21 protein-coding genes are annotated in these 26,042 nt (G+C 70.0%); 12 read left to right on the plus strand and 9 right to left on the minus strand.

All coding sequences use genetic code 11. From position 1 onward, the window contains the following. Positions 1 to 15: 15 nt before the first annotated feature. Entirely contained in the window at positions 16 to 1,140 is a 1,125-nt protein-coding gene (locus ABJF88_15495) for a DegT/DnrJ/EryC1/StrS family aminotransferase (protein MEP0548340.1), read from the minus strand. 268 nt (positions 1,141 to 1,408) lie between these two features. Further along, entirely contained in the window at positions 1,409 to 2,173 is a 765-nt protein-coding gene (locus ABJF88_15500) for a DapH/DapD/GlmU-related protein (protein MEP0548341.1), read from the minus strand. 114 nt (positions 2,174 to 2,287) lie between these two features. Between ABJF88_15500 and ABJF88_15505 the strand changes: the two genes are divergently transcribed. Beyond that, a complete protein-coding gene (locus ABJF88_15505) occupies positions 2,288 to 2,422 on the plus strand; it encodes a hypothetical protein (protein MEP0548342.1) in 135 nt (44 codons plus the stop codon). 20 nt (positions 2,423 to 2,442) lie between these two features. Further along, positions 2,443 to 2,721, plus strand: coding sequence for a DUF2164 domain-containing protein (locus ABJF88_15510; protein MEP0548343.1), 279 nt, complete (start codon positions 2,443 to 2,445; stop codon positions 2,719 to 2,721). A gap of 89 nt (positions 2,722 to 2,810) precedes the next feature. On the opposite strand, the gene ABJF88_15515 is transcribed toward ABJF88_15510, so the two are convergent. The 3 genes from ABJF88_15515 to ABJF88_15525 all read right to left on the minus strand — a co-directional run bounded on the left by ABJF88_15515 (position 2,811) and on the right by ABJF88_15525 (position 5,644). Further along, positions 2,811 to 3,809 carry a tetratricopeptide repeat protein gene (locus ABJF88_15515; GenBank protein ID MEP0548344.1) on the minus strand — a complete coding sequence of 333 codons (999 nt, stop codon included), beginning with the start codon at positions 3,807 to 3,809 and terminating at the stop codon, positions 2,811 to 2,813. A gap of 234 nt (positions 3,810 to 4,043) precedes the next feature. Continuing rightward, positions 4,044 to 4,757, minus strand: a complete 714-nt coding sequence (locus tag ABJF88_15520) for a TIGR00730 family Rossman fold protein (GenBank protein ID MEP0548345.1) — start codon at positions 4,755 to 4,757, stop codon at positions 4,044 to 4,046. A gap of 191 nt (positions 4,758 to 4,948) precedes the next feature. Continuing rightward, entirely contained in the window at positions 4,949 to 5,644 is a 696-nt protein-coding gene (locus ABJF88_15525; GenBank protein ID MEP0548346.1) for an OmpA family protein, read from the minus strand. Positions 5,645 to 5,970: 326 nt separating this feature from the next. Here ABJF88_15525 and ABJF88_15530 point away from each other — a divergent pair, with 326 nt between their 5' ends. The 6 genes from ABJF88_15530 (at position 5,971) to ABJF88_15555 (ending at position 17,702) form a co-directional block, all read left to right on the plus strand. Continuing rightward, a complete protein-coding gene (locus ABJF88_15530; protein ID MEP0548347.1) occupies positions 5,971 to 6,984 on the plus strand; it encodes a sugar phosphate nucleotidyltransferase in 1,014 nt (337 codons plus the stop codon). Positions 6,985 to 7,061: 77 nt separating this feature from the next. After that, positions 7,062 to 9,503, plus strand: a complete 2,442-nt coding sequence (locus tag ABJF88_15535; GenBank protein ID MEP0548348.1) for an endonuclease MutS2 — start codon at positions 7,062 to 7,064, stop codon at positions 9,501 to 9,503. Positions 9,504 to 9,766: 263 nt separating this feature from the next. Beyond that, entirely contained in the window at positions 9,767 to 10,228 is a 462-nt protein-coding gene (locus ABJF88_15540) for a DUF4783 domain-containing protein (protein ID MEP0548349.1), read from the plus strand. 63 nt (positions 10,229 to 10,291) lie between these two features. Continuing rightward, positions 10,292 to 14,431 (plus strand): ATP-binding protein, encoded by a 4,140-nt coding sequence (locus ABJF88_15545; protein MEP0548350.1) that lies wholly within the window; start codon positions 10,292 to 10,294, stop codon positions 14,429 to 14,431. A 111-nt stretch (positions 14,432 to 14,542) separates the two neighbouring features. Beyond that, a complete protein-coding gene (trkA, locus tag ABJF88_15550; GenBank protein MEP0548351.1) occupies positions 14,543 to 15,925 on the plus strand; it encodes a Trk system potassium transporter TrkA in 1,383 nt (460 codons plus the stop codon). Positions 15,926 to 16,040: 115 nt separating this feature from the next. Further along, positions 16,041 to 17,702, plus strand: coding sequence for a potassium transporter TrkG (locus ABJF88_15555; protein MEP0548352.1), 1,662 nt, complete (start codon positions 16,041 to 16,043; stop codon positions 17,700 to 17,702). A gap of 48 nt (positions 17,703 to 17,750) precedes the next feature. On the opposite strand, the gene ABJF88_15560 is transcribed toward ABJF88_15555, so the two are convergent. After that, complete coding sequence (locus ABJF88_15560; protein MEP0548353.1) at positions 17,751 to 18,260, minus strand: hypothetical protein; 510 nt, start codon at positions 18,258 to 18,260, stop codon at positions 17,751 to 17,753. Positions 18,261 to 18,302: 42 nt separating this feature from the next. Further along, on the minus strand, positions 18,303 to 18,869 hold the full coding sequence (locus ABJF88_15565) for a sugar O-acetyltransferase (protein MEP0548354.1): 567 nt from the start codon (positions 18,867 to 18,869) through the stop codon (positions 18,303 to 18,305). A gap of 65 nt (positions 18,870 to 18,934) precedes the next feature. On the opposite strand from ABJF88_15565, the gene ABJF88_15570 reads away from it, so the two are divergent. Both ABJF88_15570 and ABJF88_15575 read left to right on the plus strand, forming a co-directional pair. Further along, positions 18,935 to 19,873 (plus strand): T9SS type A sorting domain-containing protein, encoded by a 939-nt coding sequence (locus ABJF88_15570; GenBank protein MEP0548355.1) that lies wholly within the window; start codon positions 18,935 to 18,937, stop codon positions 19,871 to 19,873. A 551-nt stretch (positions 19,874 to 20,424) separates the two neighbouring features. Then, complete coding sequence (locus ABJF88_15575) at positions 20,425 to 20,832, plus strand: T9SS type A sorting domain-containing protein (protein ID MEP0548356.1); 408 nt, start codon at positions 20,425 to 20,427, stop codon at positions 20,830 to 20,832. A gap of 72 nt (positions 20,833 to 20,904) precedes the next feature. On the opposite strand, the gene mdh is transcribed toward ABJF88_15575, so the two are convergent. After that, positions 20,905 to 21,840 carry a malate dehydrogenase gene (gene mdh, locus ABJF88_15580; protein ID MEP0548357.1) on the minus strand — a complete coding sequence of 312 codons (936 nt, stop codon included), beginning with the start codon at positions 21,838 to 21,840 and terminating at the stop codon, positions 20,905 to 20,907. Positions 21,841 to 22,079: 239 nt separating this feature from the next. Between mdh and ABJF88_15585 the strand changes: the two genes are divergently transcribed. Beyond that, the gene (locus ABJF88_15585) at positions 22,080 to 23,420 is read left to right on the plus strand and encodes an alkaline phosphatase (protein ID MEP0548358.1); all 1,341 of its coding nucleotides are present in this window, start codon (positions 22,080 to 22,082) and stop codon (positions 23,418 to 23,420) included. Between the two features lie 96 nt (positions 23,421 to 23,516). After that, positions 23,517 to 25,211, plus strand: a complete 1,695-nt coding sequence (locus tag ABJF88_15590) for a DEDD exonuclease domain-containing protein (GenBank protein ID MEP0548359.1) — start codon at positions 23,517 to 23,519, stop codon at positions 25,209 to 25,211. 19 nt (positions 25,212 to 25,230) lie between these two features. On the opposite strand, the gene ABJF88_15595 is transcribed toward ABJF88_15590, so the two are convergent. After that, positions 25,231 to 25,959: an RDD family protein gene (locus ABJF88_15595; protein MEP0548360.1), complete on the minus strand. Its 729-nt coding sequence runs from the start codon at positions 25,957 to 25,959 to the stop codon at positions 25,231 to 25,233. Positions 25,960 to 26,042 lie beyond the last annotated feature (83 nt).

Here is a 26,042-nt window from a genome sequence, read left to right on the forward strand (position 1 = left end):
TCGAGAGGAGGAGCGTTACACTGGTACGTGGTCGCCGACGAACGCGCGCACCGACTCGGCGATGAAGCGGAGTTGGGCGAGCGTCAATTCAGGGTGCATCGGGAGCGAGAGCACTTCGCGGCCGGCGCGCTCGGTCTCGGGCAGGCTGCCCTCGCCGTAGCCCAGGTCCTCGTACACGCCGAGCCGGTGGAGCGGCACCGGATAGTAGATCATCGTCGGAATCCCGAGCGTCCGAAGGTGCGCCTGCAACTCGTCGCGGAGGGCTGCGGGGACGCGGATCGTGTATTGGTGGAAAACGTGCGTGCCGTTGGGGTCGCGGTGGGGCACCGTCACGGCGTCGCACCCGGCGAAGAGCGCGTCGTAGGCGCGGGCGGCGATCTGCCGGGCCTCCGTCCACGCGCCGAGGTGGCGGAGCTTCACCGAGAGGATCGCGCCCTGCATCCCGTCGAGCCGCGAGTTCACGCCGACGATCTCGTGGTGGTACTTCTTCCGCGCGCCGTGATTGGCGATCATCTTCGCCCGCTCGAAAAGCGCCTCTTCGTTGCCGATGATGGCGCCGCCGTCGCCGTAGGCGCCGAGGTTTTTGGAGGGGTAAAACGAGAGGCAGCCGAGGTCGCCGAGCGTGCCCGTCGGCCGGCCCTTGTATGTCGCGCCGATGGATTGCGCGCAGTCCTCGATCACGGCGAGCCCGTGCCGCTCGGCGATCGCGAGGATCGGGTCCATGTCGGCGGGCTGCCCGAAGAGGTGGACGGGCACGATGGCCTTCGTCCGTTCCGTGATCGCTGCCTCGATAAGCGCCGGGTCGAGGTTGAACGTCGCTGGGTCGATGTCGACGAAGACCGGCGTCGCGCCGAGGAGGGATGCGGCTTCGGCGGTGGCGATGAACGTGAACGCCGGGGTGATGATCTCGTCGCCCGGCCCGAGGCCGAGGGCGGCGTACGCGATCTGCAGCGCGTCTGTCCCGTTCCCCACGCCGAGGGCGAACCGCGCGTCGAGCGCCTCGCCGAGTTCGCGTTCGAAGGCGGCGACGAACGGCCCGCGCACGAACGCGCCGGATTCCAGCACGGCGCCGATCGCGGCGTCGAGTTCGTCACGGATCGCGGCGACCTGCGCGTGCAGGTCCACCATCTGAATCGTCATAGGGCAGAGCGTAGGAGGGTCGTGGGACGGTCGCGCGGAAGCTACGCCGCGCGGCGACACGCCACGGCGGCCGAGCGTCGCTGCCGCACCGATCCCGCCGGATTTGCCGAACTCTCAACAGAGCTGACGCCTCCCTCCGCTCTTCCCGTCATCCCCGCGCAGACACGCGCGTCGGAGGCGGAGGGACCCACCGGGCTTGTAAACCCTCTGGATCCCCGCCTACGCGGGGATGACTTGTTTCTGGGGATGAGATGGGAGGAGCGGCGTGTTACTGCTTATCGAGCCGCTGCTCGTCGGGCACGGGCCGCACCGCTCGCGCCGGCACGCCGACGTGAATCTGCCCGGCCTCAGCGTCGTGCGTCAGTACGGCGCCGGCGGCGACGACGGCCTCGGCGGCGACCTCTTTGTTCGGCAGCAGCACGGCGCCAACGCCGAGCCGCGCCCCGCGCCGCACCGTCGGCCCGCCGAAGTGGGCGAACCGTGCTTCCGTCCGCCCGATGTAGTTGTCGTTGCTCGTCAGCACGCCCGGCGCTACGAACACGTCGTCCTCAATCGTCGAGTAGGCGGTGATGTACGCGTTCGTCTCCAGCTTGCACCGCGCCCCGACCGTCGACTTGTTCTCAATCGCGACGCCGCGCCCGACGATCGTGCCCGCACCGACGGTGACGTCTTCGCGGACCGTCGCGAGGTCGGCGATGAGCACGCGCTCCGCGATCCGGCACCCGGCGTAGAGCACGGCCCCGGTGCCGACGAGGCAGCCGTCGCCGACGACCGCCGGGGGTTGATCGCCGTGCGCCGTCGTCGCGCTGCGGGCCGCGCGCATCGGCTGCTTGCCGACCGTGGCGTGATCGTCCACGCGGACGCCGTCGCCGAGCACCGTCCCGGCGTGGAGCACGACGTGGTGCCCGATCCGGCTCCCGGTTCCGATCTGCACGTCCGGGCCGACGACGGTGAAATGGCCGACTTCGACATCGTCATCGAGGGCAGCGGTGGGGTCGATCTGAGCGGTGGGGGCGATTCGGGAATCAGACATGCGGCGCAGCGGAATGGGGGCGGAAACGGCGGCGCAAGCTACGGCCGAGCCGGCCCCGCACCGAGCCGTCGCCGTATCTTGTCTGCTCCCCCCTCGAACCTCGCTCCCGAGCGCATGAACCTGCTTCTCTCCCAACTCGCGGACGTGCCGCACGGCATCGGGCTGGAATGGATGCCGATCGCCAGCATCCTCGTCCCGGCCGTCCTGCTCCTCGTCCTGATCTACCTCGGCAGCCGCAACACGGTGTAGCGGAGGTACGACCGAAGACCATGGCTATCGTCCTCCCCGACGAAACGCGGACCGAGCTCATCGCCGCGCTGAAGCGCTATTTCGCGGACGAACGCGACGAAGACATCGGCGACCTGCAAGCGACGTTCTTGCTCGATTTCGTCCTCAAAGAAGTCGGGCCGAGCATTTACAATCAGGCGATCAGCGATGCGCAGTCGGCCCTCAGTCGGGCCGTGGCCGATCTCGACGTGACGCTCTACGAGCCGGAGTTCGGCCATACGACGGACGCACGCACGCGGCGGAATAGAGGCAGCGACTGAGGGCGTGGCTTCGCAAGCGAATAGACGCTACATAAGAAAAGGCCCGCAACCGATTGGCTGCGGGCCTTCCTCATGCGGAGGCGCGGGGGTTAGCCCTGCGCTTCGACCTGCGCGATGTAGTCGAGCTGGGCCTGGGCGCCGCTGACGATGGCGTCCTTACCGGCGCGACGGCCGTAGGTCTGAGCCTGCTGGAGCGAGCGCTTCGCGGCGGCGAGTTGCTCGGCCTTCACCTGGCTGACGCCGAGCTTGTAGTATGCGTTCGCGTAGAGCGTGTTGAGCGTCGCGTCGTCGTCGGCGAGGAACGGAGCGGCTTTGTCGAGCCCCTCGATGGAACTGCTGAAACGGCCCGCCTGCAGTTCGGCGTAGGCGGCGCTGAGGTAGCCTTTGCCGACGGTCTCGCGGGCCTTCATCGCCATCGCTTCGTCGCCGGCGGCTTCGGCGCGCTCGGCGAGCTCGACGAGCGCGGCTTCGGAGCCTTCCGCGTCGCCGCTGCCGCGTAGCGCGACCCCGCGGACGTAGTAGTAGTTCATCTCGTCCGGGGCCATCTCGATCGCCGCGTCGAGGGCGGCGACGGCGCTCTCGAAGTCCTCGGCGCTGACGTAGGCGACGCCGGCGTTGTAGAACGTCTTGGCGCCCATCTCGGCGTCTTCGAGGTCGCGGGCGATCTCGGCGGCGCGCTGGAACTGCGCGGCGGCGTTGCCGAAGTCCTCGGCGTCGGAATAGGCGGAGCCGGCGTTGACGAACGCCTTGGCGGCGTTCCCGCGCACGTCGGTGACGCTGGCTTCGAGCTCCGTGTCGCCGGAGGAGGCGGCGATGTCGGCGGCCTGAAGGTACTGCTCGCCGGCCTCGATGTAGCTCTCGGCGGTGGCTTGCTGGCTCGCGGCCTGGGCGGCTTCGATGACCGCGCCGAACTCGGTGCGAGCCTCGGCATTCGCCGCGCCGCCTTCCGCGGGCGTCACCGCGACGTCTTCCATGTCGGTGTCGACGGCGACGGTGTCGGCGGAGGTTTGGGCGAACGCGCTGGCCGGGACGAGGGCCAGCAGCAGCGCGAAGGCGACGAGGCGGGGCAGGAGGGAGTTGGAGTTCATGTGCATCGGTTGGTTGCTGGTAGTTGGCGGCTTGCAGGTGCGGCCTACGCCGCGGGAAAGGAGCGGGATCCTAAATTACAAGGATCTTGCCGGAGTATTCAGGGGCATAAACGAGCCCCTCGTCGGCGATTCCTGTGTGGTGCGGTGGCCACGACTGTGCAGCCGGGTGCACGCTCGGTCCGCTCCAGAGACCCCGACAGAACGGATGGGTTGCCCACGTTCGCGTGCCGTTCGCTAGAAGTTCGGGAGGTGTCCGTACTCCTGACAGAACGCGTGGATGATGTCGGCCGCCTCGCGCGGGTCGTCCGTCACCCAGAGGAGGTCGGGGTCCTCTTCCGAGATGTTGCCCGCCTCCAGGAGCGCGCCGCGGATCCAGTCCAGCAGCCCGCTCCAGAACTCCGACCCCATCAGGATTACGGGGAACCGCGTGGTCTTCTGTGTCTGAATCAGCGTCAGCGATTCGAACAGCTCGTCGAGCGTCCCGAACCCGCCGGGGAGGACGACGAAGCCCATCGCGTATTTCACGAACATCGTCTTGCGCGCGAAGAAGAAGTCGAAGTTGATGGACTTGTCGGGGTCCACGTAGGGGTTGCCGGACTGCTCGTGGGGGAGAGCGATGTTGAGCCCGGCCGAGACCCCGCCTGCCTCCTGCGCCCCTTTGTTCGCGGCCTCCATGATCCCCGGCCCGCCGCCGGTGATGACGCCGTAGCCGCGCTCGACGAGGGCGCGGCCGACCGCCACGCCGAGCTCGTAGTACGGCGTCCCCGGCTGTGTCCGTGCCGAGCCAAACACGCTCACGCACGGCCCGATCCGCGACATCACCTCGAACCCCTCGACGAACTCGCCCATGATGCGGAAGACCCGCCACGTGTCTTTGATGCGGACTTCTTGCCAGACGCTCAATTCTTCCGGGGTCATCTGCACGCCGGCTGCGATGGGGGGCTTCATGGGAGGGGAGGGTATCGGTGGGAAGGAAGCCCGCAACCTAAAGCGGACACGCGTACCGCGGCAACGCTACGGGCCAGCGTCCACCGCATTTCGACACCGCACGCAACGAGGCGAGGGCCCCCGACCGAAGCCGAAGGCCCTCGCAGGGCGGTCGAAGCCCGGCGGTCACCGGGCGCCCGATCTATGGCCTGCTAGTTCTGCAGGCTCTGGCGGTACTGCTCGTTCGCGTAGAGCGCGATCTCGACGCGGCGGTTCTGCTGGCGGCCTTCCGGCGTCGCGTTCGAGGCGACGGGGTTGCTTTCGCCCATCCCCGAGATCTGCATGCGGCCGGGCGCGACGCCCTGCTGCGCGAGGTACGTAGCGACGGAGTTGGCCCGGCGCTCGGAGAGCGTCTGGTTGTACGAGTCCGATCCGGTCGCGTCCGTGTAGCCGACGACGAGGGCATCCGTGTTCGGGTAGTTGGCGAGGCTCCGCGAGAGGTCCGCGAGGTCGCTCCGGGCGCCGGCACGGAGGTCGTAGCTGTCGAAGTCGAAGAGGATCGCGTTGTCGAAGGTGATCCGGATGCCGGCCGTGTTGCCGTCTTCGCCGGGCACGGTCTCGACCGTGGCGTTCTCGAGCTCCTGGTCGAGCTCTTCGGCCTGCTCTTCCATCTGGTTGCCGATGATGGCGCCGGCGGTCCCGCCGACGGCGGCCCCGATGATGGCGCCGCGCGCCGTGGAGCCGGTGGCCTTGCCGATCACGCCGCCGACGACGGCGCCGGCACCTGCGCCGACGACGGCACCCTTACCGGTGTTGCTCATGCCCTGGCAGCCGAAGAGGGTCAGGCCGAGCATCGCGACGATGGCGAGCGGCACAGTGAGGCGGAGGCGATTGGATAACGTATTCATGGGTTCAGTCGATGGGTTCGTGCGGAGTGGTGGGCGGGGATGCCCCGCTTTAACCGCTATTAAGCGACTTGGTACTCTTTCAAGTTCCGTTCCTCCGCAGCCTGCGCTGCGTCTGCACGCGAAATCGAACCTGGAAACGCAGGGCGAGGCCCGAGGCCCGCACTCAATTCTGCACACCACCGTCATCCTAGCGGCACACCGCACGCCCCGCGCGTCCGTTGAGTTTATGTTAGGCCGCTTGCGCGCCCGAACCATCGGCCGAGCGCCCGGTATAGCCCTCGCGCAGTTCCACCTCCCGACTCTCTACTCCCGATCTCCGACTGAACATGAAGCTCATCATCCCGATGGCCGGGCGCGGCACCCGGCTCCGCCCGCACACCCACGTCACGCCCAAACCGCTCCTCCCCGTCCGCGGCACCTCGATGGTCGAGCGCATCTTGGACACGTTTGGGGACGTGCTCCCGCCGGGGCTCGACGAGGCCGTCTTCATCCTCGGCCCTGACTTCGGGCAGGAGGTCCGCGACCGGCTCACCGAGATCTCCGAGCGCCACGGGCTCTCGGCCAGCTTCGGCGTGCAGGAGACCGCGCGCGGCACGGCCCACGCCGTCGCCCAGGCCGGCGACCGCCTCGACGGTGAGTGCGTGATCGTCTTCGCCGACACGCTCTTTTACATGGATGAGAAGCCCAGCCTCGCCGACGCCGACGCTGTGATCTGGGTCAAGCACGTCGACGATCCCCGCCGCTTCGGCGTGGTCGTGAAGAACGCGAACGACCACATCACGGACTTCGTCGAGAAGCCGTCGGAGCCGATCTCGAACGAGGCCATCATCGGGATCTACTACGTCAAGGACGGCGCTTCGCTCGGACGCGAGATCCAGTACCTGATGGATAACGACGTCACCGGCCACGGCGGCGAGTACCAACTCACCGACGCGCTCGACCGGATGCTGAAGGCGGGCTCCGTCTTCAAGACGGCGAGCGTCTCCGAATGGCTCGACTGCGGGACGATCCCCGCGCTGAAGGAGACGACGAAGGTGATCCTCGACAAAGAGGAGACGGGGGAGAAGGAAGGGACGGTCGAGAACTGCGTCCTCATCGAGCCGGTCTACGTCGGGCCGGACGCGCACGTCAAAGACTCGGTCCTCGGGCCGTACGTCGCCGTCCACGGAGGGGCGGAGGTGACGAACTCCGTGCTCAAGAACACGATCGTATTCGCCGACGCCCGCGTCGCGGACTCGGCGCTCGACGACGCCGTCGTCGGCCACAGCGCGGAGGTGACGCGCTTCGCCGGCCCGCTCAACATCGGCGACCACGCAACGGCCGGGCCGGTGGAGGGGTAACAGGTTTGGCGTTCGGGGTTCGGAGTTGGCGGCGAACGAAGCCCTCACCTCGGACCCCATACCCAGCACCGCTTCCGATGCAGCTCTTCCCCGCAGACGCAGAACACAAGCTCGGCTTCGACGCCATCCGGCGGCGGCTGGAGGGGCACGCCCTCAGCCCGCTCGGCCGGGAGCGGCTCGAAGCCATCCGGCCCTCCGCCGACCGCGCCCATGTCGAGCGCCTGCTCACGCGGACGGCCGAGCTCCAGCAGGCCCTCCGCGCCGACGACCCGATCCCGCTCGCGCCGCTCCCCGACGTCCGCGACGCGCTCCGCCGTGCCGGGCCGAAGGGCGCGTCGGTCGAGGCGGAGGACCTCGCCGACGTAGGCGCGGTGCTCGGGACGAGCCGGCGGGCACACGGCTATTTCAAGTCGCGCCGCGAGCGGTACCCTGAGGTCGCCGGGCTCGCGACGCAGATTGAGGTGCAGAAGGAACTGGAGGAGCACATCGGGCGGACGGTCGACGAGCGCGGGCAGGTCCGCGACGACGCCTCGCCGGAGCTGCGGCGGATCTCGCGCACGCTCGCCGAGCGGCAGAGCCGGCTCCGCAGCACGCTCCTCGCCGCCCTCCGCGACGCGACCTCGCAGGGCTACGCGACCGAGGAGCAGCCGACGATCCGCAACGGCCGCGCCGTCATCCCCGTCCGCGCCGAGGCCAAGCGGAAGGTGCAGGGCTTCGTCCACGACGTGTCCGGCTCGGGGCAGACCGTCTACATCGAGCCCGCCGCCGTGCTCGACCTCAACAACGAAGTCCGCGAGCTAGAGCTCGAACGGGGCCGCGAGATCCGGCGGATCTTGCAGGAGGTCACCGGCCACGTCCGCTCGCGCCTCCCCGCGATCCGCGCCGCGCTCGACGTGCTCGGGCGGATCGATGCGCTGCAGGCCCGCGCCCGGCTCGCGAACGAGCTCGACGCACTCGTGCCGGAGCTAAATGACGAGGGGCGCATCGGCATCGTGCGCGGTCGGAACCCCGTCCTCGCGCTCCACTTCCGCCGCACGGCCGATGCGGACGAAGGCGCATCGGAGGCGCCGCGCTCCGTCGTCCCGCTCGACCTCGAACTCAGCGATGCGCAGCGGACCCTCGTCATCACCGGGCCGAACGCGGGCGGGAAGTCCGTCGCGATGAAGACCGTCGGCGTGCTCGCCCTCATGGTGGCGTGCGGGCTGCCGGTCCCCGCCGCGCCCGGCACGTCGTTCGGCCTCTTCGAGCGGCTCTTCGTCGACATCGGCGATCAGCAGAGCATCGAGCAGGACCTCTCGACGTTCACCTCCCACCTCGGCAACCTCCGCCGGATGCTCGCCGACGCCGACGACCGCACGCTCGTGCTCATCGACGAGGCGGGCACGGGCACCGATCCGGCCGAGGGCGGCGCGCTCGCGCAGTCCGTCCTCGAAACGCTCACCGCGCGCGGCGCCCGCACCGTCGCCACGACGCACCACGGCACACTGAAGGCCTTCGCCCACAACACCGACGGCGTGGAGAACGGCTCGATGCAGTTCGACCAGGCCACGCTCTCGCCGACGTACCGTTTTCAGGAGGGCATCCCCGGCTCGTCGTACGCCTTCGAGATCGCGGGCCGCGTCGGGCTCGACGGCGCCGTGCTCGACCGGGCGCGGGCGCTCGTCGGCGAAGGGAAGACGGCGCTCGAAGACCTCATCGCGACATTCGAGGCGCAGTCGCAGGCACTTGAGGCCGAACTCGAACAGGCGCGCGACGAGGCGCAGCGGGCGAAGCGCGCGCGAAAGGAATACGAGGACCGTGCGGGCTCGCTCAAGAGCCGGAAGAGCGAGATCGTCGAGCAGGCACTCGAAGAGGCGGAGCGGATCGTCGGCGAGGCGAATGCGCGCGTGGAGCGGACGATCCGCGAGATCAAAGAGGCGCAGGCGGCGACGGACGAGACGCGCGCGGCGCGCGAGCAGCTCGAAGGGTTCAAGCAGCAGGTCGAGCGGAAGAAGCAGCGGAAGGTGCGGCGCACGCCGAAGCCGAAGCCCGACGCGGTGAAGGTGGACGGCGGCCCGATTCGCGTCGGCGATCAGGTCCGCCTCGACGACGGGCAGACGACGGGCGAGGTGCTGGAGATCGACGAGAAGGAAGCGGTCGTCGCCCTCGGGCAGATGAAGGTCCGCGCGAAGCTGAAGCGGCTGACGAAGGTCGGCGGGAAGCGGAAGCAGCGCGTCGAGGTCCGCGCCCCGCGCGGCGAGCGGGCGGGCGGGCACACGTCGATGCCCGCGCTCGACGCGCAGCGCCGCGTCGACGTCCGGGGGCAGCGCGTCGAGGAGGCGATCCCCGTCGTGATGCGGCTCGTCGATGGGGCGACGATGGCGGGGCTGCAGATGGTGGAGGTGCTGCACGGCACGGGCACCGGCGCACTCCGCGCCGCCATCCGCGAGTACCTCGACACGCGGACCGAAGTGAGCCGGTTCGGCGATGCGCCGTGGGAGGAGGGCGGGCCGGGCGTGACCGTGGTCTCGCTCCGCTGACCGAGCGCGATGGCCGCGCATCGGCGTCCGTGTGACGACAGAGTGGGGAGACAGCGGTGTAGCAAATCGAGGAGGGGGCGTCGCCGCTGGTAGGCTCCCGGTCAGCCCGCCGCGCCGCGTTGTGGGCGATACGCCGTGCCGGGCCGATTCGGGAGGGGTTGGACTATTTTTTGCCGGGCTTGGGCCAGCCCGCGCCCGGAGCTATTTCCGCTGCGTCCTCTATATTGCAGCACCTCGGCACGGCGCGCGCGCACCATCCTCCTATGCGAATCTTTTCTTCTGCTGTGCTTGCCCTCGTGTTGACGCTGGCCTCGCTCGTCGGCTCGCCGCTGCCGGTCCCCCTCTCCGGGATCGCGTATGCGCAGGCGGCGGCCCCCGATTCGACGACGCTCGTCCGCGTCGAGCGCGCCTTCCGCTCGGGCGACGTCGAGAACCTGCTCGACGGATCGGCGGACCGGCTCGACGTGATCATCTTCGGCAAGGGGGCGTCGTATAGCCGCGCGCAGGCGGCGCTCGTGCTCTCCGACTTCTTCCGCCGCAACCCGCCGGGCCGCGTGAGCTTCGAGCAGGAAGTGCTCGCCGAGGACCGCCGCTCGATGATCGGGCAGTACTGGGTGGCGAACGGCGACGGCGATCCCGTCTCCGTTTTCGTCCGGCTGCGGGCACGGGGTCCGCGCTGGCAGCTCCGCTCCATCCGCATCGAGCACGCCGGCGGGCGCCGCTAGCGCGGAGCGGAGTCGGCGTATTTTCTCGGCCCCCGTCGCGTCCCCGAGATCCCGGCTGCAGGTATGAAGCGAACTAGCGTGCGGTACGTCGCCGTCGCGGCCTTTCTGATGGCATTGCTGGGGGGGACGTACGCGGCGCAGGCGTGGCGGCTGGCCCGGATCGCGGCACAGGGCGAGGCCGCTCAGCAGGCCGCCGCGGCGCGGGCCGTGCGCGTGGTGGAGCGCGAAGTGGAGCGGCTGGAGGCGGACCTGATGCAGCGGGCCGAGGCCCTCGCCCGGCTCCCGACGGTGCGGGCTGCGCTCCAGGACTCGTCGGCGCGCGGCGAGGCGGTGCGGCTGTTCTCCGAGCTGGCCCTGCCCGAAGGCGTCGCGGCCGAGCTGTACACGCCGACGCCGGAGCTCGTCGCGTGGAAGGGACCGAGCCTGCCGTTCGGCCCGGCTACGCGCGCGACGCGCTTCCTCTCGACGCCACAGACGTCGGCGGTGAGCGACGGGGCGCTGCGGCAGGCGATTGTCGTGTGGCTGCCCGTGCGCGAAGGGCGGCGCGTGACCGGCGCCGTCCGCGTGCTCCGCCTCGTCGAGACCCGCGTCCCTGTGCGAAACCAGTACCTCCGCGACTTCGACCTCGCCGAGCAGTGGCAGGCGCAGGCCGGCATCCCCATCGACGTCGCTTTCGGCGCGGCCTCCGGGGCGGCGGCAGACAGCGCGATGCACCTCGTGAGCGGACGCGACGGGACCGTCGTTGCCCGCGTCACTGTCTCCGCTCCACCGTTGGCGGCGCTGGAGGAGGACGTGCGCCGGGAGATGGGCGACGTGGCCGCCTTCTGGGCCGTGCTGCTCGCTGGATGGGTTATGGCCGGGCTGTGGATGCTGAGCGAGCGGGCCCTGCCGCAGCCGATGCGGCGCATGGAAGACGAGGCGCCGCCGAGGTGGGGCCTCGCGACGCTCTCCTTCGCCGGTGCCTCCGCGGCGTGGTGGGGGCTCCGTTACGCGCTGCTGGCCCTCGGCATCCCCGCGCGGTGGTTTGCCGGCTCCGGCGCGCTCGTGGGCGGCGCCAGCGAAGTGCCGCTCTTCGACCCGGTGTACCTCGCCTCCGGGTTCGGCGGCGGCGTGCTCGGGTCGGCCGGTGAGCTGATCGTCACGGCCGTGTTCGCCGTCGTTTTCGGCGTCGCGTGGCTCCGGTTCGCGTTGTGCGCGCTCCGCCACGTGCGAAGCGCCGAGCGAGCCGATCCCGAGACGCCGGCCGATCCCGAAGAGCGGCGCTCGGCCGTGCGGTGGGCGGCCGAGGCGTTCGTCGCCGCGTGCGTCGGCGCGGCCGTGGCCGGCGTCACGGCCCTCCTCATCCGCCGGGGCACGCTCGATGCGACGCTGCCCTATTTCGACCGCACGGACGCATTCCCGTCGGCGCTCGTGATGCTCGTCTTCGGGTCGTTCCTCCTCCTCGTCCTCACGGCGATGCTCGTGCTCACGGGGCTCGGCGTGCTCGTGCGCGTGCGGGATCGGCGGTGGTTCCTCGGCGGGGCGGCGACCGTGACCGTCGTGCTCGCGGCGACGTACGCGCTGACGGATCTCGGCCTCGGGCTCCCGTGGCCGGTGGCGGCGGCGTTCTTCGCCGTCGGCGGCGGGGCGGCGTGGTGGATGGAGCGCGGGCCCGATGCGTGGGCCGGGCCGCTGACCCTGCGCGGAACCCTCCTCGCCGTGCTCGTCCTCGCCGCGCTGACGTACCCCATCGCCTACGATGCGGCGCAGGACAAGCAGGCCGCCCGCATCGTCGACGCCGCGGAGGAGTTCGCCGACGGCGAGGACGCCCGCGTCGCGTTCGCCCTCGAGGGCGTCCTCCTCGACGCCCGCGCCTCCGACGCCGTGCACGAAGCGCTCGCGAGCCGCCGTTCCCGGTCTGCCCGGACGCGGGCCGGCGCGGTCGTCTTCGACTCGCTCGCGACGGACCTCGTGACGGGCTCGCTGCTGGCCGCGCTCGCCGACTACACCGTGGCGCTCACCGTCCTCGGCCCGGCCAGCGACACCCTCGGGGTCTACCGCGAGCTGCCGCCGCCCGGCGACCCCGATTTCTTCGGCGCGCTCGGCGCCGCCGACCCGCTCTCGTTCAATGCACTCCGTCGCCGGTACGCGGCGGACACGGCGCCGGGCTTCGTCGTCGAGCGCGCGTCGGCGCCGGAAGGGCGGGGGAAGTACCGCTACGCCGGCATCGGCCCGATCCGGCGCGAGGACGATGGAGCGATCCTCGGGTGGGTCACGGCGCAGGCCGAGCCCAAGCCCGCCCGCTACGTCTCGGAGACGCCGTTCCCGCGCGTGCTCGTCCCGGCCGGCCTCACGAACGTCGTCGAGAGCGACCTCGCGTTCGCCGAGTTCCGCGACGGCGTGCTCGTCCGCGCCCGCGGCGATGACTACGGCCGGTTCCGGCTCCCCGCCGAGGTTCGCCGCGCGCTCGGCGAGCGCGACGTGGTGTGGCGGCGCGAGCAGGTCGGGCCCGAGCCCGTCCGCGTGTACTACCGCCGCATCGTGGAGGCCGACGGGCGCGAGCGCGTGATCTCGGTGCGCGAGCCTGGCGTCATCGTGTTCGACCACCTCTACTTCTACCTCCGGCTGCTGCTGCCCGCGCTCGTACTCGGGCTCGTAGCCTATGCCCTCGGCGTGGTGGCGCGGCGGCGCGCGGGCGTGCTCCTCCGCCGGAGTCGCCTGCGCGACCGCGTCCTCAACCGGTTTCTCGTGGTCGGCGTGGCGTCGGTCGTGCTGACGGGGCTCGTCGGGCAGCAGGTCGTCGTCGTGCAGAACCGGCAGTCGGTGCAGGAGCAGCTCAAGCGGCGGCTCGCCCGCGTCGAGGCCGAGCTCTTCGCCGAGGCCACGGCGCGCACGGGCGGCAGCGTCCCGCTCTACCAGCTCATCGACCGCGCCCGGCCCGACCTCGTCGGCCCCCGGCTCGGGCTCGACGTCAACCTCTACCGCGGGGCCGACCTCATCGCGTCGAGCCGGAGCCAGCTCGTCCGCCAGCAGCTCATCGACCGCCGCCTCCCGGCCGACGTCTACGAGGCGCTCTACGTCCGCGGCGAGCGCTACGCCTTCACCGAGGAGCGGATCGGGACGTTCGCGTACACGACGGGCTACGAGGCCCTGCCCGACGCGACGGGGCGGCCCGGCGCCGTCATCGCGATCCCGACGCTGCCGGAGCAGACGGCGATCGAGGCCGATCAGGCGCGGATGATCGCCTACCTCTTCGGCGTGCTCCTCCTCCTCCTCGTCGGCATCTTCCTCATCACGACGCTCCTCGCGAACCGGCTAACGCGGCCGTTCCGTCGGCTCCGCGCGGGGCTCCTCGCCGTCGGCGCAGGGGAGGAGCTGGCTGAGCCGATTCCCGTGGAGTCGTCGGACGAGGTGGGCGAGCTGATCGAGACGTTCAACGCGATGCGGTACCAGTTGGAGGAGAGCCGGCGGAAGCTGGCGCAGCAGGAGCGCGAACTCGCGTGGCGCGAGATGGCGCGGCAGGTGGCCCACGAGATCAAGAACCCGCTGACGCCGATGAAGCTCTCGGTCCAGCACCTCCGCCGCGCCCACCGCGCCGAGCCCGAGGCGACCGGCGACGGCGAGCCCGGCCGCTTCAGCGCGCTCCTCGACCGCATCACCGGCACGCTCATCGAGCAGATCGACGCGCTCACGCGGATCGCGAACGAGTTCTCCTCCTTCGCCCGCCTCCCCAGCCGCCACCTCGAACGGCTCGACCTCAACGCCGTCATCCGCGAGGCCGCCGCGCTGATCGGCGAGGAGGAGCACGCCCGCATCGCGCTCGCGCTCTCCGACGACCCGCTCCCCGTCACAGCCGACCGCGAGGAGCTGCGGCGGGTCTACATCAACCTGTTCAAGAACGCGCTCCAGGCCATGCCCGAGGACGAGCACGGCACCGTCACCGTCCGCAGCGAGCAGCGCGAGGGCTCGGCCTTCAGCGCCGTCCGCGACCCCGGCACCGGCATCCCCGAGGAGGCCCGCGCCAAGGTCTTCCAGCCCAACTTCTCGACAAAGACGAGCGGGATGGGCCTCGGCCTCGCCATCACCAGAAAGGCCGTCGAGGACCTCCACGGCGAGATCCACTTCGAGACGGCCGTCGGCGTCGGAACGACGTTCTTCGTCCGGCTCCCGCTCGCGGACGAGGGCGACCGGGACGAGGGCGCGGCGGAGGAAGGGGAGGAGTGACGCCGCAGTGAATTATCGCGCGCGCCATTGCCGCCGCGGCGTTGCCTTGCTGCGCGCGCGACGCCCGGCGTAGCTTGCCGACTTCCACTTTCGCCACCCACTCGCTACACCATGCGCGCCATCGTCATCGGGGCCGGAGACGTCGGGTACGACGTGGCCCGGATGCTCTCGCTCCAGCGCCACGACGTCACCGTCATCGACACGGACCTCGACCGGATCAACCAGATCCGCGACTCCCTCGACGTCCTCGCCATCCGGGGTAGTGGGACCTCGATTCGGACCTTGACAGAAGCCCGCATCCTCGACGCCGACCTCCTCGTGGCCGTCACGGATGTGGACGAGGTCAACCTCGTTGCCTCGATGCTGGCCGAGCGCGTCGGGAAGGAGACCGTCACGATCGCCCGCGTCCGCAGCGAGGAGTTCGCCGGGGACGACGCCGTGTTCTCCATCAAGGACTTCGGGCTCGACCTCATCATCCACCCCGAGGAGAGCACCGCCGCCGAGGCCGTCGCCCTCCTCCGCCGCGCCTCCGCCACCGACATCATCGAGTTCGCCGACGGGCGCGTGCAGCTCGTCGGCATCCGGATGGACCGCGACGCGCCGGTCCTCGGGCGGACGTTGCAGGAGGTGGCCGCGGCCAACGACCACCTCACCTTCCGCATCGCCGGCATCGCGCGCGGCGCGCGCACGATCATCCCGCGCGGCGACGAGCGCATCCAGAAAGACGACCAGGTCTTCGTCCTCGTCGAGACCGGGCAGGTGCCCCAGGTGATCCACGTCCTCGGCAAGAGCGGGGCGCGGCTGGAGCACGTGATGATCCTCGGCGGGAGCAAAGTCGCCGCCCGCATCGCGGCCCGGCTGTGCGAGCGGAAGAAGCAGCACGGCCGGATGCGGATCAAGCTCATCGAGCCCGACCGCGCCACCGCCGAGCGCCTCGCCGAAGAGTTGGAGGGCGCCCTCGTGATCCACGGCGACCCGGCCGACATGGACTTGCTCGTGGTCGAAGGCGTCGGCGACATGGACGCATTCGTGGCCGTGACGAACGACGAGGAGTCGAACCTCGTGAGCTGCCTCATGGCGAAGCACCTCGGCGTGAAGAAGACGGTCGCGATGCTCTCGAAGAGCGCGTACATCCCGATCTCGCAGTCGATCGGGCTCGACGCCGCCGTGAGCCAGAAGCTCGCCATCAGCCGCGAGGTGCTCCGCTTCCTCCGTGGCAAGCACGTCACGAGCGTCGCCACCGTCCTCGGGCTCGACGCGGAAATCCTCGAACTCGAAGCCGATCTCGACTCCCCCATCACGCGCGCGCCGCTCATGAAGCAGAAGCTGCCGAAGGGCATCCTCGTCGCCGCCGTCGTGAGCGGAGGGCGTGGCAGCGTGGAGATCGCAACGGGCACGACGCACGTGCAGCCCGGCGACCACGTCATCGTGTTCGCGACGCCGGACCGCGTGGGCGAGGTCGAGGGCTACTTCGGCGTCGGGGTGAAGGCGTAGTGGTTCGTGGATGGTGGTCAGTGGATGATGGTTCGTAGGAGGAGATCGAACCCTTCGCTGAAGCCCCTTCTCACTACCGACCACTGACCACGAACCACTAACAACCAACCCACCGATGATCGTCAACCTCCGCTCCGTCGCCGGCACGCTCGGGGCGCTCCTCGTGGCGCTCGGCGTGGCGCTCCTCTTCCCGATGGGCGTCGGGCTGTGGTACGGCGAGGCCTCGTGGTGGAGCTTCGGGGTGACGGCGGTGGGGTCGCTCGCGGTGGGCGGCTGGGCGTTCGTCGCGCTCCGGCCGAAGGAGGAGGAGGACCTCCGCGTCCGCGAAGGCTTCGTCATCGTCGCCTTCGCGTGGCTGCTGCTCTCGCTCGTCGGCGCCCTCCCGTTCGTGCTCGGCGGCGTGCTCGACTCGTTCACTGACGCGTTCTTCGAGACGATGAGTGGGTTCACGACGACGGGCGCGACGATCCTCGGCGGGGCCGACACGCCGGCGATCGAGGCGATCCCCAACGGGTTCCTATTCTGGCGGAGCCTCACGCACTGGCTCGGCGGCATGGGCATCATCGTGCTCACGCTCGCCATCCTCCCCATCCTCGGGATCGGGGGGATGCAGCTCTTCAAGGCCGAGGTCCCCGGCCCGAGCGCCGACAAGTTGACGCCGCGCGTCCGCGAGACGGCCAAGCGCCTGTGGGCGATCTACGTCGGCATCACGTTCGTGCAGGTCCTGTTCCTGCTCCCGGCGATGAGCCTCTTCGACGCCGTCAACCACGCCTTCGCCACGATGGCCACGGGCGGGTTCTCGACAGAGAACGGCTCCGTCGGGCAGTACGGCTCGGCCTACATCGACTGGGTGATCACGGTCTTCATGTTCCTCGCTGGGATGAACTTCGCGCTCCACTACGCCATGCTCCACGGCAACTGGAGCGCGCCCTGGAAGAGCGAGGAGTTCCGCGTCTATACCTGGGTGATCATCGTCGCCACGGTGCTCATCACCGTCGTGCTCTGGGAGCCGGCGCAGTCGTTCGTCCCCCCGCCGGTCACGCTCGACGGCGAGGTCGTGGTGGGGGAGGGGCTGCAGCAGGAGGCCGACGGCGTCGCGTCGGACGAGGCGACGACGGAGCCGGAGAACCGGGCGGGCGCCGAGGAGATGGGTGGCGGCGCCGAACTGGGCGAGTCCGACGAGTCCGCGACGGGCCGCACCGTCGTCCGCTATGGGGGATTCTGGGACTCCCTCCGCTACGCCGCCTTCCAGGCCACCTCGATTGTCACGACGACGGGCTTCGGCACGGCCGACTACGAGCTGTGGCCGCCGCTCGCGTTCGGGGTCATTTTCTCGCTGTTCTTCGTGGGCGGGATGGCCGGCTCGACGGGGGGCGGGGTGAAGGTGATCCGCGTGCTCCTCATCCTAAAGAACTCGTTCCGGGACGTGCAGCAGCTCCTCCACCCGCAGGCCGTCCTCCCCATCCGGCTCGACCACCGCGTCGTGCCCGAGGGCATCATGCGCAACGTGCTCTCGTTTATCGTCCTCTACATCGGGCTCATCGGCGCGGGCACGCTCGTGATGGGCTTCCTCGGGCTCGACCTCCTCAGCGCGTTCAGCGCTACGTTCTCGTGCGTCGGGAACGTCGGGCCGGCGTTCGGCTCGTTCGGCCCGACGGAGAACTACACGCACGTGCCGGCCGTCGGGAAGTGGGTGCTCGCCCTCCTGATGATGGCGGGGCGGCTCGAGATCTTCACCGTGCTCGTCCTCTTCGCCCCCGGCTTCTGGCGGCGCTGATGGCGGGTGAGACGCAGCATGCTGCGTCTCTACGGCGAGAGCAGGCGACTACGATCTGTCACCGTCGATCCGCACACGCTCCACGTCGTCGAACGAAACCGTGATCGTGCCGTCCTCGGCGATGAAGCGCTCGGCGCTGTCGGGCGGGAGGCGGAGGAGGTCGAACGGGGCGCGGCGCGGCCGGCCGTCGAGCGCCTCGCGGACAATCGCCTCGAACGGCGCGAGCGGCACGGCCCACTTCGCAATCGCGAAGTGCGTGTCGGGGTAGCGGCGGAGGAGCGAGGCGGTCTTGGCCTCGCTAACCTTCCCGGCCTCGCCCCAGAACACGGGCTCGCCGCGCAGGTCGAGCCCGACGACATCGGGCTTGTACCGATCGCCGATGGGAATTTCGACGGTGAGGCCGGGATACGCCGGGAGGTAGAGCGCCCAGAGGAACGCCTTCATCAGCACGTGCTCGATCCCCTCCTGCCGCTTCTTGACGAAGACGACTTTCTGCGGCCCGCCCGGCGCGGGGGCGCGGAGGGTGAGCTTGCGTCGGAGGAGGAGGTCGGTGGGCATCGGGAGGGGGGACGGGGCGCCCTCCCTACCGCCGAGCCCGGCTCAGAGTTCGCGCACGATGCGGCACGGGTTGCCCGAAGCGAAGACGCCCGCCGGGATGTCCTTGAGGACCACGCTGCCCGAGCCGATCGTCGTGCCCGCGCCGATCGTGACGCCGGGATTGAGGATGCTCCCACCGCCGATCCACACGTCGTCGCCGATGGTGATGGGGGCGGCCTGCTCGAGCCCTTCGGCACGCTGCGCCGGGTCGAGCGGGCGGGCGACGGCGTAGACGTGGACGCCCGGTCCGAAGCGCACGCGGTCGCCGATCGTGATCTTGCCCACGTCCACGAGCACGCAGTTCGGGCCCGTCGTGAAGTCGTCGCCGGCGAAGACGTGCTGGCCGTACTCGCAGTAGAGCGGGGCGTCCACGTCGGGCCGCTCGCCGAGGCCGCCGAAGAGGCTGGCGAGGAGGCGGGTCCGGGAGAGGGTCTGGTCGTCCGGCGCGTCGTTGTACTCGCGCACGAGGCGGCGGGCCTTGTTGCGGAGGATGATCAGGCCGGTGTCGGTGCCTCGGTGGGGGAGGCCGCCGCGCAGCCTGTCGAGGGCGGAGGGAGCGGTGGTTTCCATAATTGGGCTTGGGCGACTACCTTTAGGTATGGTGGGCGTCCGCGAGTATCGGTCAACCGTAGCGCATGATGAAAACACTCTGTTTATGTCTCGCCTTCAGCGCCCTTTGCGGCGTCTATTCGAGCGCGCCCGCACTCGCGCAGACGGCCGACACCACGAGCGCCTGGCGCTACCTCGCGTTAGACGTTGGCAACGTCTGGGAGTACGAGCGGTGGGCGGACGTATGCGCACCGGAGCCGCCCTTCTGCGAGCCTGAGCCTGACGGCTTTACCAGGATCCGCGTTCTCGGCGACACGACGCTTGACGGCACGGCGTATTGGATTATCCGCGAGGCGCGCATCCGGCAATCGGGCACGCTGGCTTGGACGCAAGACGCGCTGGTCCGCTACGACTCCACCGAAGCCAGAGCCTACGAGTACCGACTCGACGGAGAGCTATGGGACTACTGGCCCGGTGGATTGTACTGCCCCCTCGACCTCCCATTCGAATGGGAGGAAGGGTGCCAGGATTATGGATACGCGGAGAGCTATGAGCAGGTGGTGTTCGGAGAACCCGCGCTCGTAAAGCATTTCGTCACTCAATTGGGCACCTACGCCTTCGTCGCCGACCTCGGCCTCGTGAGCTCAAGCGGTGGCGACTTCGTCACAGCGGGAATGGACCTCACATTCGCCCGCATCGGCGGGGTGGAATACGGCTCGGAGCAGTTCCCCGTCGCCGCCGAGCCCGCGCCATCGGAGTCGGCCCTCACGCTCGCCGTCTACCCTAATCCGGTGCGCGGCGACGCCACCGTCCGCTTCGCCCTCGACGCCCCGCAGCGGGTGACGCTCGCGGTCTTCGACGTGCTCGGCCGCCGTGTGCTCACCACCGACCTCGGGCCGCAGCCTGCTGGCGAAGTGATGCACCGGCTCGACGCGGCGCGGCTTCCGGCCGGGCTCTACGTCGTCCGCCTCACCGGCGACGCCGGGGCCTCCGCGACGGCACGTATCGTCCTCCACTCACCCTGACCAACGACGTCATGCGAACCGCTACGATAGTCCTCTGGCTTTCGATCACGGCGCCTGCCCTCGCGCAAACGGCCGACACCACGAGCGCCTGGCGCTACTTCCCCCTCGATATCGGCAACGTGTGGGAGTATGGCTATAATGGAAGTACATGCTCACCTCACGGCATTTGTCACCCAGTCCTGCGTGAGTTCAGCCGATGGACGGTGGAACGAGATTCTACGATTGGCGACCTGACGTACAAGGTGCTGCGCCAAGACGGCTATTCTCTCGAGCGCCAATACATAGGCACCGAGCGGGCTCTCGTACGTTTCGATACGCTCTCAGCCGTGGGGGTCAAGCGTAACGCTTCGGGAGGCGAGGAAGTCTGGCCAGGATCGCTTCCTTGTCGGCTTGACGCCCCTCTCGGGGATGAGGTAGCGTGCGGTGACGACGTGGTAGCATCTACGCGTTTTTTAGATTTCTCGCTGCAGGTCGCGATTGATGGAGAGCCCGCTGAAAGAGCTATAAAGTCATTTGACCGAGTTCCCCTAGTTTCAACGCCCCATATGTACATGTGGCAGGTGCCGGATGTGGGGCTTAGGTCAGGTAGCACTTTCGAGGAGTGGGACTGGATCATACTGGAGTATGCCCGCGTCGGCGCTCTGGAGTTTGGCACCGAGCGGTTTCCCGTCGCCGCCGAGCCTACGGCACCGGAGGAAAGCGCCCTCACCCTCGCCGTCTACCCTAATCCGGTGCGCGGCGACGCCACCGTCCGCTTCGCGCTCGATGTCCCGCAGCGCGTGACGCTCGCGGTCTTCGACGTGCTCGGCCGCCGTGTGCTCACCACCGACCTCGGGCCGCAGCCTGCTGGCGAAGCGATGCACCGGCTCGACGTGGCGCGGCTTCCGGCCGGGCTCTACGTCGTCCGCCTCACCGGCGACGCCGGGACCTCCGGGACGGCGCGCATCGTGCGGCACTGAACCGGTCCGCCCGAAACGAACGTAGGGGCGACCGGCCGGTCGCCCCTACGGAACGGTGCGCTGAGAAACGGATCAGGCGTTGGCCTCGATCCGCTCCAGGTTGTCCATGTTCGCGCGGACGTGCCCGGCGGACTCGTCCATCAGCTTCTGCTCGTCGGCGTCGAGTTCGATCTCGATGATCTCCTTGATGCCTTCGCGGCCGAGCTTGACGGGGGCGCCGATGAAGATGCCGTCGCAGCCGTACTGCCCGGTCATCCACGCCGCGGCGGGGAGCACGCGGTTGGAGTCCTTGATGATGGCCTCGACCATCTCGGCCGCGGCGGCGCCCGGCGCGTACCACGCCGACGTGCCCATGAGCCCGACGATCTCGCCGCCGCCGCCCTTCGTCCGCTCGACGATCTCGTTGATGCGGCTCTCGGGGAGGAGGTCGGTGACGGGGGTGCCGGCAACCGTCGTGTAGCGCGGGAGCGGGACCATCGTGTCGCCGTGGCCGCCGAGCAACATCGCCTGAATGTCCTTCACCGACACGTTGAGCTCGGTGGCGAGGAAGGCGCGGTAGCGAGCCGTGTCGAGCACGCCGGCCATGCCCATCACGCGGTGGCTCGGGAAGCCGCTCGTCATGTAGGCGACGTACGTCATCACGTCGAGCGGGTTCGAGACGACGATGATGATGGCATTCGGGCTGCCCTTGGCGAACTCCTCGGTGACGCTGCGGACGATGCTCGCGTTCTTGGCGAGGAGGTCGTCGCGGCTCATCCCCGGCTTGCGCGGGAGGCCGGCCGTGATGACGCAGATGTCCGAGCCCTCGGTCATGGCGTAATCGCTGCCGCCGGTGAGCTTCGTGTCGAAGAGGTGGATGGGGGCCGACTCCCAGAGGTCGAGGGCCTTGCCCTTGGCGACCCCTTCCTGGATATCGACGAGGACGACCTCGTTTGCCATGTCTTTGCGGGCGACGCACTCTGCGACGGTCGCGCCCACGTTGCCGGCGCCGACGACGGTGACTTTCATTGGATTGGGGCTTGGGTGACGGATGCGGAAAGGAGGGGGGCCGGGAGAAGAAAAGCGGGCCGGCCGAGTGATAATGAAGATAGACCGGGCCTGCCGATGCCGCGGGTGCGACGCGGAAACTCTGCGTGAATACGCCGCTGCGCGTCCCGTTCGCCCTTTCGCAGACGCGCGGAGGCAACGGCCGCGTTATACGGGCGCCGCCCGACGGACGTAGATTCCACCCCCTCTTTGCCACGCCGATGCCCCGTCTCCTCCTCGCCCTCTGCGCGCTCCTCCTCTTCGCCGCCCCGACGCGGGCGCAGGACGACGACCGCCCCCGCAACGTCATCGTGATGATCGCCGACGGCTTCGGCCCGGCCTCGGCCACGCTCGCGCGTGAGTTCTCCGGCGCCCCGCTCGCGTTCGACGAGATCCTGCGCGGCGTCGTCCGCACGGCCTCGTCGTCGAGCCGTGTCACGGACTCGGCGGCGAGCGCCACGTCGTACGCCAGCGGCGTCAAGACGTACAACGGCGCCATCGGCGTCGACTCGCTTCAGCGGCCCGTCGGGACCGTGCTCGAAGCGGCCGAGGCGCGGGGCATGGCGACGGGGCTCGTCGCGACGAGCCGGATCACGCACGCCACGCCGGCGGCGTTCGCGGCTCACGTCCCGTACCGCGGCGCCGAGGACGAGATCGCCGCGCAGATGGTGGCGCAAGGCGTCGACGTGATCCTCGGCGGCGGCCGGCGGCACTTCGTCCCGGGCGACGCGGCCGGCGTGCGCACCGACGGGCGCGACCTCCTCGCCGAGGCGCGGGCGCAGGGCGTCGCCGTCGTCGAGGACCGCGCCGGGTTCGAGGGTGTGACCGAGACGCCCGTGCTCGGCCTCTTCGCCGCCGACCACCTGGACTACGAGATCGACCGCACGGACCAGCCGAGCCTCGCTGAGATGACACGGACCGCGCTCGCCCTCCTCGACGGCGACGAGGACGGGTTCTTTCTCCTCGTCGAGGGCAGCCGGATCGACCACGCCGCGCACGCGAACGACCCCGTCGGCCACGTCCACGACATCCTCGCCTACGACGCTGCCGTCCGCGTCGCGCTCGACTTCGCCCGCGCCGACGGCCGCACGCTCGTCCTCTCCACGGCCGATCACGAGACGGGTGGGATGACGCTCGGCCGCGACGGGGTGTACGCATGGGACCCGGCCGTGCTCGCCCGCGTCCGCGCGAGCGCCGACCGGATGGCAGCGCTCATCGGCGAGGGGCAGCTCGCTGCCGATGTGCTCCGGGACTTCGCCGCCGTGGACAGCCTCTCGGCGGAGGAGCGCACCGCCATCGAGCGGAGCGGCCCCGGCCCGTTCACCGTCGCCCGCGACCGCGCGATCGGCGAAGCCGTGAGCCGCCGCGCCCACGTCGGCTGGACGACGGGCGGCCACACCGGCATCGACGTCGGGCTCTACGCCTTCGGGCCGGGCGCGGCGGCGTTCCACGGCGCGATGGAGATCGACGCCGTCGGCCGCGCCCTCGCCGACGTGCTCGGGTTCGACCTCGCGCCTATCACGGAGCGGCTCCGCACGGCCGGGGCAGCGGGGAGCCGATAGCTCGGCGGTGTCACGAGGGTTGACAGCGGGCGGCTGTAGTTTCAGGGTCGCGCCGTTCGTTCGCTGCGTTCCTCCCACGGCCCCACTCCCACGCGCTTGCTGCTCGAAGAAGCCACGTTCGTCGTCACCGACACCGAGACCACCGGGACTCGGGCGGACGACGACCGCCTCATCGAGATCGGCGCGGTGAAGGTGCGCGACGGCGAGGTCGTCGGGACGTTCCAGCAACTCATCGACCCGCAGCGCCACGTTCCGCGCCGGATCACGCGGATCACTGGCCTCTCGACGGCCTCTGTCTTCGGCGAGCCGACGGCGAAGGAGGTCTTGCCGGCGTTCCTCGATTTCCTCGGCGATGGCGTGCTCGTCGCGCACAACCTCCCGTTCGACCTCCGCTTTTTGCAGGCCGAGCTGGAGCGCGTCGGGCTGCCGCCCATCGAGAACGACGCCGTCTGCACGCTCCGGCTCGCGCGGCGGCTCCTGCCCTCACTCCCGTCGCGCGGGCTGACCGCGCTCGCCGACCACTTCGGCATCACGAACTCCGCCCGCCACCGCGCCCTCGGCGACGCCGAAGCCACGGCCGAAGTCCTCCGCCGCCTGCTCGACCGGCTCCGCACCGGCTTCGGCGTCGAGACCGTCGACGACCTCATCGGCTTCCAGCGCAAGCGGTACAAAGACGCCACCGGCGAGCCGAAGCACGTGCAGCACATCCGCGAGACGTACCTGACGGGCCTGCCGAACCGGCCCGGCGTCTACTTCATGAAGCGGAAGAACGGCGAGATCCTCTACGTCGGCAAGGCGAAGAGCCTCCGCAGCCGCGTCCGCTCGTACTTCACCGGGATCGACGCGCACCCGGAGCGGCTGCGGAAGCTCGTCCGCGACGTCCGCGTCGTCGAGTGGGAGGAGACGGGGAGCGAGCTCGCCGCGCTGCTGCGCGAGTCGAAGCTGATCAAGCAGCTCCTCCCGCGCTACAACCGCGCGCAGCGGCGCTACAAGAACTACCCGTTCCTCCGGCTCGACACGGCGCACGACTTCCCGACGCTCTCGTGGACGCCGATGATTCGGGCTGACGGCGCAGAGTATTACGGCCCCGTCGGGCGGCGGCGGACGGCGGAGGAGATCGTCGAGCTCGTCGGGCGGGTGTTCCGGCTGCGCGAGTGCGACCGGAGCACGTGGCAGACGGCGCGGATCGCGCGGCAGCCGTGCCTCTATGGGGCGATGGATCGGTGCGCCGCCCCGTGCACCGACGCCGGTGAGGCGGTGTACGAGGCCGAGGTCGAGCGCGTCCGCCGCTTCCTCACCGGGCGCGACACCGAGGTGATCGAGGCCGTCGAGGCCGCGATGCGGGCGGCGGCGGCCGACCTCCAGTTCGAGCAGGCCGGGTGGTACCGCGACCAACTCGCGCGCCTGCGCCGCGTGCTCGCTCAGCAGCGCCCCTTCGCGAGTGCCGTCCACGACCAGCACGCCGTCCTCGTCGAGCCCGGCCTTCGCGCGGGCGAGGTCCAACTCTTCGTCCTCCGCTTCGGCCGCCTCGTCGAGACGCGCTCGCTCCCCGTCCCGACTTCGCCGGACGACGTGGCCGGACTCCGCGCCGCGCTCGCCGAGCACTTCGACCCGACGCTGGAAACGCCCGTCGTCTTCGGCCGGCCCGACGTGGACGAGATCAACATCCTCGCCCACTGGGTCCGGCTCAACGAGGAGAGCGCGCACCACGTCCGCTGGACGCCGGAGCGCAGCGTGGACGACCTGCTGGCCGCCGTGCTCGCGCAGGCCGAGGACAGTACGGCGCACTGAACGGCCGACCGCTGCGCGGCTACACCTCGTCGAGCGCGGCGTAGTCGAGGATGACCTGGCGGATGAACGGCGGAGCCGGCATCGCCACGGGCTCGATGTCCATCTTTTGCTCGACGGCGGTCTTGGCCCGCTCGAGGAGCTGCATCGTGTGCGCGGTGCGGCCCTCGCGGCGGAAGCGCGCCTGCACGTCGCGGAGGGTCGCCACGTCCTCGTCGGTCAGCCGGTCCACGCGAGGGAATTGGATGACGTGGGCCGGGTCGGTGTTTACGAACAGCGTCTCCTCGAGCGCTACGGGCTCGGCCACCTTCACGACCGTCGTGCCCGCCGCCATGTCGCCGAGCCGCTGCCCGTGCCGCGACGCCACGATCGCGACGACGGCCACAGTCCCGGTGAAGAGCAGGACGTCCACGATGCGCAGCACCCAGCGCAACAGGTACGCCCCGAGCGTCGGCTGCCCGCCGTCGAGCGCGACGACTTTGATTCCGACCGCTCGCTTGCCGAAGCTCTGGCCGTCGAAGAACACCTCGGAGAGGAGGTGGTAGCCGATGAGGGGGAGGGCGATGAGCACGTTCACCGCCCAGCCGGTCCCGCCGTCGGGAGCCGCGAGGCCTAGGATGAAGAGCGCCACGAACAGGTAGCAGCCGGCGACGAACGCGTCGAGGAAGTAGGCTCCGATCCGGTGGCCGACGCCCGCCGCGCGGTAGGCGATCGTGACGTTCTGGGCGGTCTGGATGTGGACGGCAGGCACGGCGGGGACGCGGTCGGACGGGGGGGGCGGGGAGCGGGGCGGGTTAAAGAGTATCGGCCGGACGCCGATAGGCTAAACGTGTT

It is taken from the genome of Rhodothermales bacterium, from assembly GCA_039944855.1.
Classification (GTDB): domain Bacteria; phylum Bacteroidota; class Rhodothermia; order Rhodothermales; family JANQRZ01; genus JBBSMX01.

Excerpts from the sequence above, each read along its gene's own strand:
- ABJF88_15500 (MEP0548341.1), bottom strand. The coding sequence starts at position 2,173 with ATGTCTGATTCCCGAATCGCCCCCACCGCTCAGATCGACCCCACCGCT.
- ABJF88_15565 (MEP0548354.1), bottom strand. The coding sequence starts at position 18,869 with ATGGAAACCACCGCTCCCTCCGCCCTCGACAGGCTGCGCGGCGGCCTC.
- ABJF88_15525 (MEP0548346.1), bottom strand. The coding sequence starts at position 5,644 with ATGAATACGTTATCCAATCGCCTCCGCCTCACTGTGCCGCTCGCCATC.
- ABJF88_15510 (MEP0548343.1), top strand. The coding sequence starts at position 2,443 with ATGGCTATCGTCCTCCCCGACGAAACGCGGACCGAGCTCATCGCCGCG.
- mdh (MEP0548357.1), bottom strand. The coding sequence starts at position 21,840 with ATGAAAGTCACCGTCGTCGGCGCCGGCAACGTGGGCGCGACCGTCGCA.
- ABJF88_15505 (MEP0548342.1), top strand. The coding sequence starts at position 2,288 with ATGAACCTGCTTCTCTCCCAACTCGCGGACGTGCCGCACGGCATCGGG.
- ABJF88_15530 (MEP0548347.1), top strand. The coding sequence starts at position 5,971 with ATGAAGCTCATCATCCCGATGGCCGGGCGCGGCACCCGGCTCCGCCCG.
- ABJF88_15570 (MEP0548355.1), top strand. The coding sequence starts at position 18,935 with ATGATGAAAACACTCTGTTTATGTCTCGCCTTCAGCGCCCTTTGCGGC.
- ABJF88_15540 (MEP0548349.1), top strand. The coding sequence starts at position 9,767 with ATGCGAATCTTTTCTTCTGCTGTGCTTGCCCTCGTGTTGACGCTGGCC.
- ABJF88_15575 (MEP0548356.1), top strand. The coding sequence starts at position 20,425 with ATGTGGCAGGTGCCGGATGTGGGGCTTAGGTCAGGTAGCACTTTCGAG.
- ABJF88_15585 (MEP0548358.1), top strand. The coding sequence starts at position 22,080 with ATGCCCCGTCTCCTCCTCGCCCTCTGCGCGCTCCTCCTCTTCGCCGCC.
- trkA (MEP0548351.1), top strand. The coding sequence starts at position 14,543 with ATGCGCGCCATCGTCATCGGGGCCGGAGACGTCGGGTACGACGTGGCC.
- ABJF88_15560 (MEP0548353.1), bottom strand. The coding sequence starts at position 18,260 with ATGCCCACCGACCTCCTCCTCCGACGCAAGCTCACCCTCCGCGCCCCC.
- ABJF88_15545 (MEP0548350.1), top strand. The coding sequence starts at position 10,292 with ATGAAGCGAACTAGCGTGCGGTACGTCGCCGTCGCGGCCTTTCTGATG.
- ABJF88_15535 (MEP0548348.1), top strand. The coding sequence starts at position 7,062 with ATGCAGCTCTTCCCCGCAGACGCAGAACACAAGCTCGGCTTCGACGCC.
- ABJF88_15555 (MEP0548352.1), top strand. The coding sequence starts at position 16,041 with ATGATCGTCAACCTCCGCTCCGTCGCCGGCACGCTCGGGGCGCTCCTC.
- ABJF88_15520 (MEP0548345.1), bottom strand. The coding sequence starts at position 4,757 with ATGAAGCCCCCCATCGCAGCCGGCGTGCAGATGACCCCGGAAGAATTG.
- ABJF88_15495 (MEP0548340.1), bottom strand. The coding sequence starts at position 1,140 with ATGACGATTCAGATGGTGGACCTGCACGCGCAGGTCGCCGCGATCCGT.
- ABJF88_15515 (MEP0548344.1), bottom strand. The coding sequence starts at position 3,809 with ATGAACTCCAACTCCCTCCTGCCCCGCCTCGTCGCCTTCGCGCTGCTG.